The 16,014-nt window shown below is 61.1% G+C and carries 15 protein-coding genes and 1 tRNA gene; 14 read left to right on the top strand and 2 right to left on the bottom strand.

Annotated features, from left to right (window positions below; all coding sequences use genetic code 11):
• Position 1 precedes the first annotated feature (1 nt).
• From ACI2KB_RS21985 to ACI2KB_RS22005, 5 genes are all read left to right on the top strand, one after another.
• Positions 2-97, top strand: a tRNA-Sec gene (locus ACI2KB_RS21985).
• Between the two features lie 208 nt (positions 98-305).
• Entirely contained in the window at positions 306-968 is a 663-nt protein-coding gene (locus tag ACI2KB_RS21990) for a TIGR04211 family SH3 domain-containing protein (RefSeq protein WP_404637887.1), read from the top strand.
• 248 nt (positions 969-1,216) lie between these two features.
• Positions 1,217-2,941: a gamma-glutamyltransferase gene (gene ggt / locus ACI2KB_RS21995; protein ID WP_404637889.1), complete on the top strand. Its 1,725-nt coding sequence runs from the start codon at positions 1,217-1,219 to the stop codon at positions 2,939-2,941.
• A 401-nt stretch (positions 2,942-3,342) separates the two neighbouring features.
• The gene (gene folE2 / locus ACI2KB_RS22000) at positions 3,343-4,281 is read left to right on the top strand and encodes a GTP cyclohydrolase FolE2 (RefSeq protein WP_404637891.1); all 939 of its coding nucleotides are present in this window, start codon (positions 3,343-3,345) and stop codon (positions 4,279-4,281) included.
• The gene (locus tag ACI2KB_RS22005; RefSeq protein ID WP_404637893.1) at positions 4,278-5,459 is read left to right on the top strand and encodes a DUF1624 domain-containing protein; all 1,182 of its coding nucleotides are present in this window, start codon (positions 4,278-4,280) and stop codon (positions 5,457-5,459) included. The genes folE2 and ACI2KB_RS22005 overlap by 4 nt, the downstream gene beginning before the upstream one ends.
• A 43-nt stretch (positions 5,460-5,502) precedes the next feature.
• On the opposite strand, the gene ACI2KB_RS22010 is transcribed toward ACI2KB_RS22005, so the two are convergent.
• Both ACI2KB_RS22010 and ACI2KB_RS22015 read right to left on the bottom strand, forming a co-directional pair.
• Positions 5,503-6,645 carry a MalY/PatB family protein gene (locus tag ACI2KB_RS22010; protein WP_404637895.1) on the bottom strand — a complete coding sequence of 381 codons (1,143 nt, stop codon included), beginning with the start codon at positions 6,643-6,645 and terminating at the stop codon, positions 5,503-5,505.
• Between the two features lie 81 nt (positions 6,646-6,726).
• The gene (locus ACI2KB_RS22015; protein WP_404637897.1) at positions 6,727-7,884 is read right to left on the bottom strand and encodes a cysteine desulfurase family protein; all 1,158 of its coding nucleotides are present in this window, start codon (positions 7,882-7,884) and stop codon (positions 6,727-6,729) included.
• Positions 7,885-8,092: 208 nt separating this feature from the next.
• Here ACI2KB_RS22015 and ACI2KB_RS22020 point away from each other — a divergent pair, with 208 nt between their 5' ends.
• The 9 genes from ACI2KB_RS22020 to ACI2KB_RS22060 all read left to right on the top strand — a co-directional run bounded on the left by ACI2KB_RS22020 (position 8,093) and on the right by ACI2KB_RS22060 (position 15,958).
• Complete coding sequence (locus ACI2KB_RS22020; protein WP_404637899.1) at positions 8,093-8,560, top strand: Lrp/AsnC family transcriptional regulator; 468 nt, start codon at positions 8,093-8,095, stop codon at positions 8,558-8,560.
• A gap of 160 nt (positions 8,561-8,720) precedes the next feature.
• Positions 8,721-9,479 carry a GntR family transcriptional regulator gene (locus ACI2KB_RS22025; RefSeq protein ID WP_404637901.1) on the top strand — a complete coding sequence of 253 codons (759 nt, stop codon included), beginning with the start codon at positions 8,721-8,723 and terminating at the stop codon, positions 9,477-9,479.
• Positions 9,479-11,209 (top strand): fumarate reductase/succinate dehydrogenase flavoprotein subunit, encoded by a 1,731-nt coding sequence (locus ACI2KB_RS22030; RefSeq protein ID WP_404637903.1) that lies wholly within the window; start codon positions 9,479-9,481, stop codon positions 11,207-11,209. The genes ACI2KB_RS22025 and ACI2KB_RS22030 overlap by 1 nt, the downstream gene beginning before the upstream one ends.
• 60 nt (positions 11,210-11,269) lie before the next feature.
• Positions 11,270-11,515: a ferredoxin family protein gene (locus tag ACI2KB_RS22035; protein ID WP_110950700.1), complete on the top strand. Its 246-nt coding sequence runs from the start codon at positions 11,270-11,272 to the stop codon at positions 11,513-11,515.
• Positions 11,516-11,666: 151 nt separating this feature from the next.
• On the top strand, positions 11,667-13,076 hold the full coding sequence (locus ACI2KB_RS22040) for an ABC transporter substrate-binding protein (protein ID WP_404637905.1): 1,410 nt from the start codon (positions 11,667-11,669) through the stop codon (positions 13,074-13,076).
• Entirely contained in the window at positions 13,076-13,852 is a 777-nt protein-coding gene (locus ACI2KB_RS22045; protein ID WP_404637907.1) for an ABC transporter permease, read from the top strand. The genes ACI2KB_RS22040 and ACI2KB_RS22045 overlap by 1 nt, the downstream gene beginning before the upstream one ends.
• Positions 13,852-14,700 (top strand): ABC transporter ATP-binding protein, encoded by an 849-nt coding sequence (locus ACI2KB_RS22050; protein ID WP_404637909.1) that lies wholly within the window; start codon positions 13,852-13,854, stop codon positions 14,698-14,700. The genes ACI2KB_RS22045 and ACI2KB_RS22050 overlap by 1 nt, the downstream gene beginning before the upstream one ends.
• On the top strand, positions 14,697-15,668 hold the full coding sequence (locus tag ACI2KB_RS22055; RefSeq protein ID WP_404637911.1) for a HEAT repeat domain-containing protein: 972 nt from the start codon (positions 14,697-14,699) through the stop codon (positions 15,666-15,668). The genes ACI2KB_RS22050 and ACI2KB_RS22055 overlap by 4 nt, the downstream gene beginning before the upstream one ends.
• Complete coding sequence (locus ACI2KB_RS22060; RefSeq protein ID WP_404637913.1) at positions 15,665-15,958, top strand: DUF971 domain-containing protein; 294 nt, start codon at positions 15,665-15,667, stop codon at positions 15,956-15,958. Before ACI2KB_RS22055 ends, ACI2KB_RS22060 begins: the two co-directional genes overlap by 4 nt.
• The last annotated feature ends 56 nt before the right edge of the window (positions 15,959-16,014 follow it).

A 16,014-nucleotide genomic window follows, 5' to 3' on the forward strand; every position in this document is an offset into this window, starting at 1 on the left:
AGGAAGGCAATCGCGCCCGGTGGCGCGGCCGGGCTTCAAACCCGGTTGGGGACGGCAGCCGTTCCCGGGCAGGTTCGACTCCGGCTGCCTTCCGCCACTTTCCTCCCCAACCTGAGCGGGTATCCCATGGTCATTCCCGCCAGATCCGCCGCCCCCGGCCGCAGCGCGTTCAGCCCCAGGCAGACGAACGTCACCCTTGCGCAGTGAACCTGTAACCATTTGTACGGTCAGTAAACCACGTTTTGTTCAATGGATCGGGCCTGTCCATCCGGCCTTTATTTTTATTTTTTTGTCGAAGAATCTTCATGCCGCTCACTCGTTCCGCTTCTGTTTGCGCCTCATCCCTTACTCGCCATTTGCTCAGCGTCGGTCTGCTGGGCACGCTGCTGACCGTAGGCCTTGCCCCACAAGCCCAGGCCGAGGGCAAGGACCGTTGGGTCAGTGACACCTTGAGCACCTACGTGCGCAGCGGCCCGACCGACGGCTACCGCATCGTCGGCACGCTGAAATCCGGGCAGAAGGTCGAACTGCTCAACACCCAGGGCGACTACAGCCAGGTGCGTGGCAACTCGGGCGATACGGTCTGGATTCCGTCCAGCGACCTGCAGGAAGTGCCCGGCCAGGCCGAGCGACTGCCGCAGTTGACCCAGCAAGTCGCGGACCTCAGCGCACAGTTGAAAACCATCGATGACGATTGGAAAACCAAAGTCCAGGGCATGCAGGAAACCCTCGATTCGCGCAAGAAGCTGGTGGATGAGCTGGAGGCCCGTTCCAAGGACCTCAATGCTCAACTGACCGATGCGCAATCGGAATTGCGCGCCACGCAGGCCAAACTCGGCGACGAAAACAATCAGGTGCTGATGCGGTACATGGTGTACGGCGGCAGCATCGCAGGAGCGGGCCTGCTGGTGGGTTTGATCCTTCCGGCGCTGACCCGTGGCCGCAAGCGCAACGATCGTTGGTTTTGAATCCGGCGCGTGGGTCGATAAAACTTTCTGAAATATCTTGCCATTGGCTCTAGGTTGATTCTTTTGAGTGCGCTATTTTGGTGCGGCCGATGAGTGCTGTCTTGAACTGATCGGTCGTATCGAACGCGCTCTACATAAATGTGCATCTGCAGTTGCAAGGATGCCGGGCGATCCGCGAGAGGGTACTCCCCATCAAGGCTCGACCCTTCAATGCTGTTCCACATTCAAAGAACAAAGAGAGTCGACACATGAAGTTTGAACCCTTGACTCGGTCGCTGATCGCGACTGCGCTCGCGCTCGCCTTTTCCCCCTCCTACGCCGCCTCTGTCGCCCCGGTTGCCGCTGAAAACGGCATGGTGGTGACCGCGCAGCATTTGGCGACCCACGTGGGCGTCGATGTGCTGAAGTCCGGTGGCAACGCGGTGGACGCCGCTGTTGCCGTGGGCTACGCGCTGGCCGTGGTTTACCCGGCGGCGGGTAACCTGGGCGGTGGCGGTTTCATGACCATCCAGTTGGCGGACGGACGCAAGACCTTCCTCGATTTCCGCGAAAAAGCCCCGCTGGCGGCGACCGCCAACATGTATCTGGACAAGGACGGCAACGTGGTCCCGGACCTGAGTTCCAAAGGCCACCTTGCGGTGGGCGTGCCGGGAACGGTATCGGGCATGGAGTTGGCGCTGAGCAAGTACGGCACCAGGAAGCGCGCTGAAGTGATTGCCCCGGCGATCAAACTGGCCGAAAACGGATTCCCGCTGGAGCAGGGCGACATCGACCTGCTGCACACCGCGACGGACGAATTCAAGGCCGACAAGGACCTCGGCCCGATCTTCCTGAACAAAGGCCAGCCGATGAACGTTGGCGACAAGCTGGTGCAGAAGGATCTGGCCAGGACCCTCAAGGAAATTTCCGCGAAAGGTACCGACGGTTTCTACAAGGGCTGGGTGGCCAAGGCCATCGTCGATTCGAGCAAGGCGGGCAAAGGCATCATTGTTCAGGCCGATCTGGACACGTACAAAACTCGCGAACTGGCGCCCATCGAGTGTGATTATCGTGGTTACCACGTGGTTTCCGCACCGCCTCCCAGCTCCGGCGGTGTCGTGATCTGCGAGATCATGAACATCCTCGAAGGCTACCCGATGAAGGAACTGGGCTATCACTCGGCTCAGGGGCTGCATTACCAGATCGAGGCCATGCGTCACGCTTACGTGGACCGCAACAGTTATCTCGGCGACCCGGATTTCGTGAAGAACCCGATCGAGCATTTGCTCAATCATGACTACGCCGCGAAGCTGCGCGCGGCCATCGAACCGCAAAAGGCCGGTGACTCACAAGCCATCAAACCGGGCGTTGCGCCCCACGAAGGCAATAACACCACCCATTACTCCATCGTCGACAAATGGGGCAACGCCGTATCGGTCACCTACACCCTCAACGACTGGTTCGGTGCAGGCGTGATGGCGAGCAAGACCGGCGTGATCCTCAACGATGAAATGGACGATTTCACCTCCAAGGTCGGCGTGCCGAACATGTACGGCCTGGTGCAGGGTGAAGCCAACGCGATTGCGCCGGGCAAAACGCCGCTCTCGTCGATGAGTCCGACCATCGTCACCAAGGACGGCAAAGCGGTGATGGTGGTGGGTACGCCAGGTGGCAGCCGGATCATCACGGCGACCCTGCTGACCATGCTCAACGTCATCGACTACGGCATGAACATTCAGGAAGCGGTCGATGCGCCGCGTTTCCACCAGCAATGGATGCCGGAGACTACCAACCTGGAAAACTTCGCGGTCAGCCCTGACACGCAGAAGATCCTCGAAAGCTGGGGTCACACGTTCGCAGGCCCGCAGGATGCCAACCACCTGGCCGCCATCCTCGTCGGCGCGCCGTCGCTGGGTGGCAAGCCGGTGGGGAACAATCGGTTCTACGGCGCCAACGACCCGCGTCGTAACACCGGGTTGTCGCTGGGGTATTGAGCCCTAGAGCGGTCCGACGTGCCTGTGGTGGTGCTTGCAAGAAAGCCACCGCAGGCAAGCCATGCTGGAGGCTTGTGGGAGCGGGCTTGCTGGCGAAATCGGTGGGTTAGTTACGCATGAATAGGCTGGCTGCTTTCGCCAGCAAGCCCGCTCCCACAGGTTTGGTTTTGAGCATGAGTCTGTGGTTCGACACGCATCACTGTGGGAGCCGCCTTGGTGCGGACGGCGTTCCGACGAACGCGGTTGACCGGCCAACATAGAATCTCCCACTGAGATCGGCACCGAACACACTGTAGGGACTGGCGTGACCGGGGTGTGAGGTAGGGGAGAGTGTAAAGCTGGTGTTTTAAGTGTTATGTTATAACTCGTTATGACATTGCGCTTCGAGACTCCATTCCCTCATGAATACGCCGCTTCCTGACGTTGCTGCTTCCGAACTGTCGCAAGCCTTGCTGCCCCTCGATTGGGTCGGCATGCAAGGTATCGATATCCCTCTGATCCTCGATGAACCTGGCGTTGACGCCTCGGTGCATGCCCGCGCCGACTTGTACGTGAATCTGCCGATGCCGCAGATCAAAGGCATTCACATGTCGCGGTTGTACACGCTGCTGGACCGGTTTGCCGAGCATCAGGCAGTGAGTCCGGCGAGTCTGGTGGCACTGCTGGAACTGATGGTCGACAGCCACGCCGATTGTCATTCGTCCCAATCGCGGTTGCGGCTGGCGTTTGAACTGTTGTGCAAACGTCCTGCACTGGTGACCGAAGGCCTGAGCGGCTGGAAATCCTATCCGGTGGTGATCGAGGCGCAGTGGTGTGAGGGGCGATTGTCTCTGGATGCCACGGTCGATGTGACCTATTCATCGACCTGCCCATGCTCGGCGGCCTTGTCCCGGCAGTTGCTGGAACAGGCGTTCATCGCGCATTTCGGCGCAGGACCTGTGGACAGCAACCACGTGGCGAACTGGATTCGCCAGAACGGCTCGCACGCCACGCCCCATAGCCAACGCAGCGTGGCGCGTGTGCGCGTGCACATCGATCAGGACGCAGAACATCTGGGCTTGTTGAACCTGATCGATCTGATTGAAGGCGCACTGGGCACTCCCGTGCAAACGGCGGTCAAGCGCGCAGATGAGCAGGCCTTCGCCCGGCTCAACGGGGAAAATCTGATGTACGTCGAAGATGCCGCGCGCAAGGTGCAACAAGCACTGGCCACCCGATTTCACGCCAGCGACGTCTCCGTCACGCATCTGGAAAGCCTGCACCCGCACGATGCGGCGGCGTCGTCATCTCGCCGTGGAACGTTGCCGTTTCAGGCGTTCGACAAGGCGCTTCGCGCATGACGGCGGCACTGTTATTGCCGACCCGCGAGACGTCGTCGGCGGCTCAGCCCCGTTTGCAGTCCGTTGATGCCCTGCGTGGACTGATCATTGTGTTCATGCTGCTGGATCATGTACGTGAGACGTTCTATCTGCACCATCAGGTGTCCGACCCCATGGAGGTCGGCAACACCGATCCGGCGCTGTTTCTGAGCCGTACGCTGGCGCATTTCTGTGCACCTTTGTTTGTGTTTCTCACCGGGCTGTCGGCGTTTTTGTATGGGCAACGTCATGCCGGGCATCACGCAGTTTCGCGTTTTCTGTGCGTGCGCGGTCTGGTGCTGATCGGTCTGGAGTTGACCCTGGTCAACTTCGCCTGGACCTTCCAGTTGCCGCCCTCGGTGATTTACCTGCAAGTGATCTGGGCCATCGGCTTGAGCATGATCGCGCTGTCGATTCTGGTGAGGCTCCCGCGTGGAGTGCTGGCGACGCTGGGCATCGCGATCATCGCCGGGCACAACCTGCTGGACGGCGTGCACTTCGGCCCGGATTCCTGGATGCACATTCCATGGGCGATTCTGCATGATCGGGGCTGGATCGAGGCCACCGACAGCCTGCGGCTGCGCACGTCGTATCCCGTGCTGCCCTGGATCGGGGTCATTGCCGTGGGTTACGCAGCAGGGCCGTGGTTTGCGAAAAACGCCGAGGCGCAGACGAGGGAAATCAATCTGATTGCCTGGGGTTTCGGCCTGTTGGCGCTGTTTCTGGCCCTGCGCGGCTTCAACGGTTATGGCGAAAAGCCCTGGACCCCGGGTGACACCCCCACTCAGACCTTGATGAGTGTCTTCAACATCACCAAGTACCCGCCGTCACTATTGTTCATCTGCCTGACGCTGGGCATGGGGTTGCTGGCACTTGCCTGGCTGGAGCGCGGCGCGGGGCAGCGCTGGCTCAAACCACTGATGATCTTCGGCGCTGCACCGATGTTTTTTTACGTGCTGCACCTGTATGTGCTGAAGGTGCTTTACCTGATCGCCGTGGCGATATGGGGGACCACCCAGGGCCGCTATTTTGGTTTTGATTCAGTGTGGGCGTTGTGGCTGTGTGCGGCGGGGCTGACGGTCGTGTTGTTTCCGGCGGTGCGCGGATTTGCCGAGCTGAAGGCGCGACGTCGGGATATCGCCTGGTTGAAGTATTTCTGAGGCATGCGCCCCCGATTTCAAAGGGGGGCGCCGCCAGAAGGGATCAGCGTTGTTGCAGGCTGCGTTCCATTCGTGCCAATGCCTCTTCCAGCATCGGGCGCGGGCAGCCGAAGTTCAGGCGTACGAACTGGCTGCAATCTTCCCCGAACTCCAGCCCGTCACTGAACGCGACTTTGGCTTCCTTGAGGAAGAATTGCTGTGGATGCTCGATGTCCAGCGCCGAGCAATCCAGCCAGGCCAGGTAGGTGCTCTGCGGCAGGTTCATGCGAATGCCGGGGAAACGGGTCGCGAGGGCGTGAGCGAGGTAGTCGCGGTTGCCCTGCAAGTACTCGTTCACCTGTGCGAGCCAGTCTGCGCCAAGACGATACGCCGCCTCGGTGGCTTCCAGCCCCAGCGCGTTAACGCTGTCCACCAATCCCAGACGGCCCGCATTGAAGCGCTCGCGCAGTTCGGCGTTTTGCACCACGGCAAACGCGGTTTTCAGCCCTGCGATATTCCAGGCTTTGCTGGCAGACATCAGGGTCACGGTACGCGCGGCAATCTCCGGACTCAGCGACGCTATCGGCGTGTGGTGGCGTCCGTCGAACACGATGTCGGCATGAATCTCGTCGGAAATGATCAGCACGTCGTGTTGCACGCAGGCCTCGCCAATGGCCTGTAATTCTTCGCGTTCGAAGACTTTGCCCAGCGGGTTGTGCGGGTTGCTCAGGAGCAAGACTCGCGATTGAAGCAGAGCGCCTTGCAACGCGGCCAGATCGGTGGGGTACTCACCGTTGGCGTCAGCATGAAACGGCAAATCGACCCGCGGCAGCTTCCAGTTCGCCGGGGCATGAAGCAACGGCGAGTAGTTGGGTGTTTGCACCAGCACGCCGCTGCCAGCGGGAACCAGCGTGTTCAGCGCCATGTTCACACCCGGCTCGACGCCGGGCAGAAACACCAGGTCTTCAGGTTGAATGGCCCAGCCGTAACGCTGCGCGAGATGCGTGACCAAGGTCTGGCGCAGGCTGTCCTGAGCCACCGAGTAGCCGAGCAGGGGGTGCTCCAGACGGTTTTTCAGCGCGGCAACGATCGGCTCGGCCACTGGAAAGTCCATATCTGCCACCCACATTGGCAAGACATCTTCCGGGTATTGGCTCCACTTCTTGCTGCCGGTGTTCAGGCGCTGATAAACGCTGTTAAGGTCCATGCGTGTGACGGTCTCGAAAAAAAACGATGGGCGATTGTGCCAGAGACTGGCTCGCCAGATCACCCACCCTTCGAGGTTGTGTTACCAGAATGTCGTCGATTGGCTGTTTACCCGACCGGCGATGACCGCAATCGCTTTCTCGACATCTGCCGCCTGGGTATAGCGCCCCAGACTCAGTCGCAGACTACTGCTGGCCAATGCTTGAGGCAGCCCCATCGCGAGCAGCACGTGAGAGGCGCCGCCGCCAGCGGAGTTGCAGGCTGAGGTGGATGAGACCGCGAGTTCGCTGGCCAGGCTCATGGCGCTGAAGCCGGGCTTGTCGACGCAGATGTTCAAGGTGTGTGGGACCCGTTGATCGGGGTGGCCATTGAGGCTGACACCCGGCAGTTGCAGCAAGCCATCGCGTAATTGAGTGGAGAGGGCGGTGATGCGTTGCACCTCTTCGTGCATGTCGGCGCTGGCCAGCGCGTAGGCGGCGCCCATGCCGACGATCTGGTGCGTGGCCAGCGTCCCGGAGCGATAGCCTTGCTCGTGGCCGCCGCCGTGAATCTGCGCTTCCAGCAGATCGCGCGCGCGTTCGCCGACATACAACGCGCCGATGCCTTTGGGACCGTAGATTTTGTGCGCGGAGAACGACATCAGGTCGACCGGCTGGGCGTTCAGGTCGATGGCGACCTTGCCCGCGCCTTGTGCCGCGTCGACGTGGAACAGCGCTCCGTGTTCGCGCACCATGCGACCGATGCGGTCGATGTCGGTGAGTGTGCCCAATTCGTTGTTCACCAGCATCAGCGACACCAGCAACGTGTCGTCCCGCAAGGCCTGACGCACGGCCTCGGGTTGAATCAAGCCCTGCGCGTCCGGCTCAAGCCAGGTCACCGGAAAACCGGCTTGCTCCAGTTGGCGCACGGTGTCGACGACCGCCTTGTGCTCGATGCGGCTGGTAATGAGGTGGCGACGAGGGCCTTGTGCGCGTTGGGCGATGCCTTTGATGGCCAGGTTGTTGGACTCGGTGGCGCCGGAGGTCCAGATGATCGATTCGGCGTTGCAACCGACCAGTTCGGAGACCTGACGACGCGCCAGTTCAACGGCCTGGCGCGCCAGATTGCCGTAAGCGTGAGAGTTGGAAGCGGGGTTGCCGAAGGTGCCTTCGCGTCCCAGGCAGGTGACCATCGCCTGGATGACGCGGTCATCGACAGGGGTGGTGGCTGCGTAATCGAAGTAACAAGGAAGTGTGCTCATGGGGAGAAATCCGCGCTGTCCGTGATGGGAAAAATAGTACGCGGGCAGGCGCGAAAAAATATTGATTAGTGAGCGCCGATTTGAGCTTAGGGTAGATTATTTTTTCAGTATCAATCGGTTTTGGAGAATAAGACTGCGGATCGCTGCACGATTTGGCGTATGGTTATCACCATTCGTCATAACCGGATCTTTCAAGGCTTAACTCACCATGGACAAGTTCGACCAGGCCATCCTGGACATGCTGCAACGTGACTGCACCCGTCCCATCGCTGAAATCGCCGACAGCATTGGCCTGGGCACCACCGCCTGTTGGCGCCGTGTCCAGAAGCTGGAAGAGCAGGGGTTGATCCGCGGGCGTGTCGCGTTACTAGACCCGGCCCTGCTGAATGTCGCGGTGACGGTGTTTGCCGCGATACGTACCAATCAGCACAACGCACAATGGCTTGAGCGCTTTCACAACCTCATTGAAACGCTGCCCGAAGTGGTGGAATGCTATCGAATGGCGGGGGACACGGATTACATGTTACGTATGGTGGTGCCGGACATCGCCGGGTATGACGCGGTGTACAAGAAGTTGATCCAGTTGGCGGGCATTACCGACATCAGCTCCAGCTTTGCGATGGAGCAGATCAAGTCCACCACGCAATTGCCGCTCACCTACACCTCATCTGCGTAACCGTATGGTTTGCCCGCGGCGGCGTGTGCACAAGCGCTACCGACACCAAGGGGGCACGCGACAGCAAAGAAGCCTCTAACCTTATGCCCAAACGGTATTTCACGGCCGGAATTCAAGCTCTTTAAGATCACGTCATAACTCGTTATGACAAGTGACTTCGATGAACGACACTGCCAAAACCCTCTCTCCGCTGTCCAGCGTACCCCTGCACAGCCAACTGCGTGACTTGCTGCGCAGCCGGATTCTGGACGGCGAATACGCCCCCGACAGTCAGATGCCCTCCGAAAGCGAGCTGGGCGCGATGTTCAAGGTCAGCCGCATCACCGTGCGCCAGGCATTGGGCGATCTGCAGAAAGAAGGGCTGATCTTCAAGATCCACGGCAAAGGGACATTCGTGTCCAAACCCAAGACCTTTCAAAACGTCAGCACCCTGAAGGGCCTGGCCGAATCCATGACCGGTCGCGGCTATGAAGTGATCAACCGCCTGCGCAGTTTCCGCTTCGTACCCGCCGACAAACGGGTGGCCGAGCGCCTGAACGTGGCGGAAGGCGAAAGCGTTGCGCAGATTCGCCGCGTGCGGCTGATCAACCGCGAGCCGGTGTCACTGGAAGTCACCTGGTTGCCCAGGCACCTGGGCGAGCGACTGGAAAGCGCTGACCTGGTGACCCGCGACATCTTTCTGATCCTGGAAAACGACTGCGGCCTTACGCTGGGTCATGCGGATCTGGCCATTGACGCGGTGCTGGCCGACAGCGATTTGACCCAGGCGCTGGACGTCGAGGCGGGTTCGCCGATCATGCGCATCGAGCGCCTGACCCACACTGCCGATGGCCAGCCCGTGGATTTCGAACACCTTTATTACCGGGGCGATGCGTTTCAGTACCGCCTGCGAATCGACCGTCACCAGGAGGCTCAGTGATGACACGCCACGTGCTGGAGCAGGAATACGACATCGTGGTGATCGGCGGCGGCACGGCAGGTCCGATGGCCGCGATCAAGGCCAAGGAGCGCAATCGCGATCTGCGGGTGTTGCTGATCGATAAGGCCAACGTCAAGCGCAGCGGCGCCATCAGCATGGGCATGGACGGGCTGAACAACGCGGTGATCCCTGGCCACGCCACGCCTGAGCAGTACACCAAGGAAATCACCATTGCCAACGACGGCATCGTCAATCAGGCAGCGGTATACGCCTATGCGACCCACAGCTTCGAAACCATCGAGCAACTGGACCGCTGGGGCGTGAAATTCGAGAAGGACGAGACCGGTGATTACGCGGTCAAGAAGGTCCACCACATGGGCGCCTATGTGCTGCCGATGCCCGAGGGCCACGACATCAAGAAGGTGCTGTATCGCCAGTTGAAGCGCGCGCGGGTAACCATCACCAACCGTGTGGTCTGTACCCGGCTGCTCACCGATGCCGAGGGAGCGGTCAATGGCGTGATGGGTTTCGACTGCCGCACGGCGGATTTTCACGTGATCAAAGCCAAGGCCGTGATTCTGTGCTGCGGGGCAGCAGGGCGCCTCGGTTTGCCAGCGTCGGGTTACTTGATGGGCACCTACGAAAACCCGACCAACGCAGGCGACGGTTACGCCATGGCCTATCACGCAGGCGCTGAGCTGGCGAATCTGGAGTGCTTTCAGATCAACCCGCTGATCAAGGATTACAACGGCCCGGCCTGCGCTTACGTCACCGGTCCTTTAGGCGGCTACACGGCTAACAACAAGGGCGAACGCTTCATCGAATGTGACTACTGGAGCGGCCAGATGATGTGGGAGTTTCATCAGGAACTGGAAAGCGGCAATGGTCCGGTGTTCCTCAAGCTCGATCACCTGGCCGAAGAAACCATCCAGAACATCGAAGAGATCCTGCACAGCAACGAGCGCCCCAGCCGGGGGCAGTTTCACGCCAATCGCGGCACCGATTACCGCAGCCAAATGGTGGAAATGCACATCTCCGAAATCGGCTTCTGCAGCGGGCATTCGGCGTCAGGGGTGTGGGTCAACGAACGGGCGGAAACTTCGGTCAAGGGCCTGTATTCAGCGGGTGACATGGCGGCAGTGCCGCACAACTACATGCTGGGTGCTTTTACCTACGGCTGGTTTGCGGGCAACAACGCAGCGGATTACGTGGCCGAGCGGGGCTTCACCGAGGTCGATGCCCGACAGATCGAACGCGAGCAGGCGCGGGTTTACGCACCGCTGGATCGTGAGCACGGCCTGCCGCCCGCTCAGGTGGAGTACAAGCTGCGGCGCTTTGTGAATGACTACCTGCAACCGCCGAAAGTGACCAAAAAGATGCAGATCGGCCTGCAACGATTCAGCGACATCCAGCGCGATCTTGATCAACTGAAAGCCAGCAACGCCCACGAATTGATGCGCGCCATGGAAGTCAGCGTGATTCGCGATTGCGCAGAAATGGCCGCTCGCGCCTCGCTGTATCGCACCGAAAGTCGCTGGGGCCTGTACCACCATCGGGTCGACCATCCGTTGCGCAATGACCACGACTGGTTCTGTCACACCCATCTGAAAAAGGATGAGGACGGCCGGATGGTCAGCTTCAAGAAACCGGTCGAACCCTACATCGTGGCGCTGGATGCCGAAGAAATGCTCGCCTACGACCGCTTGCGTGTGGGGGCTGACGCCGCCTGAAACCGTACGGCCCGCACCTTTATAGACAGAGAGCGCGACACGCGCCAAGGACACCGTGAAATGGCCTATCAGCCCCAGGAAATCTTTTTCCGCTCCAACGCCCCGGTCACCGTGGACGAGGACAAGTGCATCGCCGACAAAGGCTGCACCGTGTGTGTCGATGTCTGCCCGATGGACCTGCTGGCCATCAATCCTGCCACCCAGAAAGCCTACATGGCGTTTGACGAGTGCTGGTATTGCATGCCCTGCGAAAAGGATTGCCCGACCGGCGCAGTCAAGGTCGAGATCCCGTATCTGCTGCGCTGAGCCGACAGCCCGCCGTTTTGGCAGGGCTCTGTAAAAACAGCCAAGAGCCATCCGCCCACCGCGGACGCTGATGCACCCAGAACCCCTCGTTTCCCACCGCGCCGTCTCGCGGCGGAGACGACTTCTATTAATGATTCGAGGGGATACATCCATGCTATTGCGCGCCACACTGGCCGGTTTCGTACTGGCTTCGCTCACCCTGTCGGTTCAGGCCGAAACCATCCGCATTGCCATTGGCACTCAGGACACCACCATCAACTGCGCGGCCGGCGGACTGCTGATTCGCGAGTTGGGGCTGCTCGACAAATACCTGCCTCACGAAGGCAAATACAAGGACGCGCAGTATCAGGTCGAGTGGAGGAACTTCACCAGCGGTGCGCCACTGACCAATGAAATGGTTGCCGGGAAACTGGATTTCGGCGCCATGGCCGATTTTCCGGGGGCGTTCAATGGCGTCGCGTTCGAAGCGGCGGGCAAGCACAGCCTGTTCATCAGCGTGCTGTCGGGCAGCATTCAGGGCAGCGGCAACGGCATTGTCGTGCCCACATCGTCCAGCGCACAGTCGCTGGCCGACCTTAAAGGCAAGACCATTTCCGTGCCGTTCGCTTCAACCGCCCACGGCATGCTGTTGCGGGCCGTTGCAGCGCAGGGCTGGGACCCGCTGAAAGACGTCAACATCATTGCTCAGGCGCCCGAAGTCGCAGGCTCCGCGCTGCAAGCCAACAAGGTCGACGCCCACGCCGACTTCGTGCCGTTCGGCGAGCTGTTTCCGAATCGGGGTTTCGCGCGCAAGATTTACGACGGCTCGCAATCCGGCGCACCCACCTTCCATGGCGCGCTGGTCGACGAAAGCTACGCGAAGAAGTACCCGGAAATCGTCGTCGCCTACCTGCGCGCAGGCATCGAAGCCAACCAGTTGCTGGCCGCCGAACCTGAGAAGTACAGCGAGCTGATCGAGAAAGTCGCCGGTATCGAAGCCGAAGTGAACTACCTGTTCCACGGCCCGCTGGGCCTGCAGACTCGGGATCAGACCTGGAAGCCGGAATACCGGCAGGCCGTGGGCACCGCCATCGACACCCTCAAGTTGCTGAAGAAGGCCGATCGCGGGCTGGACCTCAACACCTTTGTCGATGACCAGTACATCCGCGCGGCCTACAAGGCCTCCGGTCTGGATTACAACGCGCAGCTGGCGAATTACGCCCAGACGCCGCTCAAGGCCAATGACGCACTGACTGGCAAACCGATCACGGACGACCGACATGTCGCGCAGATCTGGGTCAAAGGCGAGCCAAAAGTGCGCAATTACGCCTCCGCTGAGTCTGCGTTCACGGCCTTGCAAGCGCTGAACAAGGAGGGTAAGGCGGTGCGCGCGGTTTACGCTCAGGCTGAAGACAGCGGCATCAAGCTGCTGGCCAGTCAGGCGTGGTTTGCCAGCGACAGCAAAGGGCGGTTGAGTGCCTTCCTGCTCAAAGGTCAGGCTCAGCAATACGCTCAGGCACAAGGCGGCAAAGTGCTGGATTTCACTGACGCCAGCGCCCAGTCCGCTGTGGCCAGCCGCTGATGATCTCGATGCGCTGGATTCCACGTTTGACATCGGTGTTGCTCTGCCTGCTGTTCTGGCAACTGGCAGCCAGCAACCACTGGAATCTGGGGTTGGTGACGTTTGCCAACGTGCCGACGCCCGGTGCCGTCATCGCAGCGGCAGCGGGGCTGGTGGACTCCGGTCGGCTCATGCAGCACCTGTCGGCCAGCCTGGGTCGAGTGTTCGCCGGTTATATGGCCGCAGTGGTGATCGGCGTGGCGCTGGGCGTGATCATCGGTCGATCGCGTCAGGCCGAGGACTGGTTGTTGCCGCCCCTTGAGGTGCTGCGACCGATCCCCGCTGTGGCGTGGATTCCGCTGGCCATTCTGATGTTCCCGTCGTCCGAACTGTCCATGGTGTTCATCACGTTCACGGGCGCGCTATTTCCGATCCTGCTCAACACCGTGCATGGGGTGGAGGGCGTGGACCGGCGATTGATTGCCTCGGCCAAAAGTCTGGGGGCGGGGCGTCGGGCCATTCTGCTGGAAGTGGTGTTGCCGGGCGCAGCGCCCGGGATCATCACCGGGCTGGCCATTGGCATGGGCACGTCATGGTTCTGCCTGGTCACGGCGGAGATGATTTCCGGGCAGTTCGGCATCGGTTATTACACCTGGGAGTCCTACACCATCCAGAACTACGCCGACATCGTCGTCGGTATGCTGCTGATCGGCCTGCTGGGCATGGGCAGCAGTGGATTGATCAAACGTCTGGGGCGGCTGTTCACCCCTTGGCATCGACCACGAGGAAAAGCCTGATGAACGTCGCAACAAAACAGGCGGGGCATGTCGACATCCGAGGTGTGTCCATTGCCCTGGGCGAAGGGCAGAGCGCCTTCCAGGCCGTGCAGGCGCTGGACTGCACGATTGAGTCGGGGCAGTTCGTGTGCATTCTCGGCCCCTCAGGCTGTGGCAAGTCGACGTTGCTCGGCGCCCTTGCCGGGCATTTGCAACCGATTGCAGGCCGCCTGAGCGTCGATGGCGCAGACGTGCACGGGCCTTCTCCCGAGCGGGGCATGGTGTTTCAGCATCACACCCTGTTCCCTTGGCGCACGGTGCGCGAGAACGTCGCCTTTGGTTTGAAAATGAGCGGTGTCGGCAAGGCCGAACGCCTGGCGGCCGCTGACGAAATGCTCGCGCTGGTGGGCCTGGAAGGTTTCGCCGGGCATTGGCCGAATCAACTGTCCGGCGGCATGCAGCAACGGGTCGAAATCGCGCGGGTGCTGATCAATCGCCCACGCCTGCTGTTGATGGACGAACCGTTCGGCGCGCTGGACGCGTTGACCCGCATGCACATGCAGGCGCTGCTGCTGGACATTTGGACGCGCATTCGCACCACAGTGGTGTTCGTCACCCATGACATCGACGAAGCGCTGTTTCTCGCCGACCGGATTCTGGTGATGAGTCCGCGGCCCGGGCGTTTCATCGAAGACCTGAGCCTGAACTTTCCGCGCCCGCGCAGCAGCGAACTGGTGACGCGCCCGGAGTTTTCACGCCTGAAACGGCATTGCCTTGAACTGCTGCACCACGAGGACGGGCGGCAGTTGCCGCGTCTGGACCCTCTCGGCTTACCCAACGATCACCCCGGACTGCGACTGGCCTTATGACTGACCTGAACACCTATTTTGATGACATCGAGCTTGCGGAGATTCTGGCGCTCAGAAGCAGGCTCGAAAACCCCGACGCGGGGGTTCGGCGCATTGCGCTGATCGAGCTGGCGGATCTGGAAGATCCTGAAGGCCTGGGCTGGTTGACCGATCGGCTGGCCAATGACCCGGCATCCGAGGTACGCGCTCAGGCCGCGACATTGCTGGAGGCTTGGGAAGAGGTCGAGGTGGTCGAGGCGCTGTGTCAGGCGCTGATCGACCCTCAAGCGCTTGTGCGTGAAGCGGCGGCGCAGAGCCTGAGTCTGCTGAAGACCGCCGAGGCGGGCAGGGTGGTGCTGCCGTGGACGACGCATGCCGACGCCAATGTGCGCATCGCAGCGTTCCGTGCCTTGCGTGAGTTGCGTCTGGAGCAGGCCGCACCCGCTGCATTGCTGGCGTTGAAGGATGAAGACGCAAGCGTACGCCGTGAAGCGGTGGGCGTGCTGGGCTGGCTGAAGCGAACCGAAGCGCTGCAAGCCCTGGCTGCGCTGGCCAGCCAGGACCCCGACAGCGAGGTGCGTCGCGCCGCCACTGGCGCGCTGGGCCTGACCCACAATGCCGACGTTCTGCCCGCGTTGCGTCAGGCGTTGCAGGATGAGGTCTGGCAAGTGCGCGAGGAAGCCGCCACGACGCTGGGCAAGATTGGTCAGCCAGAAGCGGGGGCGGCGCTGATCGAGGCCTTGAACGACGAATACTGGCAGGTTCGGTTGCGCGCGACCCGCAGCCTGGGGCGCTTGCGTCATTCCGATGCCCTGTGGCCCTTGGTCGAGACCCTGACCCACCGCATCAGCAACGTGCGCAAGGAGGCTGCCCTGGCACTGGGCGAGTTGGGTGACAGCCGTGCCCGGCCGGCCTTGCTTCAACTGGAGCACGACGGCGACCCGGAAGTGCGCAAGGCCGTGCGCATCGCACTGGCGCAGTTGCCATGATTGCCGCGCCTGTCTCCATCGGCAACGCTAGGGAGCGGCAAACCCTGCGCGTGCGCTGGCAGGATGGCCGTGAACAACGGATCAGCCACGTCCTGTTGCGCCAGCAGTGCCCGTGTTCGCAGTGCCGGGCATTTCGTTTGCGTGGGATGACGCCGCATGTAGCGGCGTCCCTGCGAGTGCTGGCGGTCCATTCACAGGGGTATGGCGTGCAACTGGTGTTCAGCGACGGACACCAGCGCGGAATTTACCCGTGGGCGTATCTGGCGGAACTGGAAGTTACCGAGGTCTGATTCGGCCCACGGGGCGCAGACGGGGTAGCGCGAAATCAGCCATTAAGCAGTTTCAT

The organism is Pseudomonas sp. NPDC088444 (assembly GCF_044900175.1).
In the GTDB taxonomy this organism is placed as follows: Bacteria; Pseudomonadota; Gammaproteobacteria; order Pseudomonadales; family Pseudomonadaceae; genus Aquipseudomonas.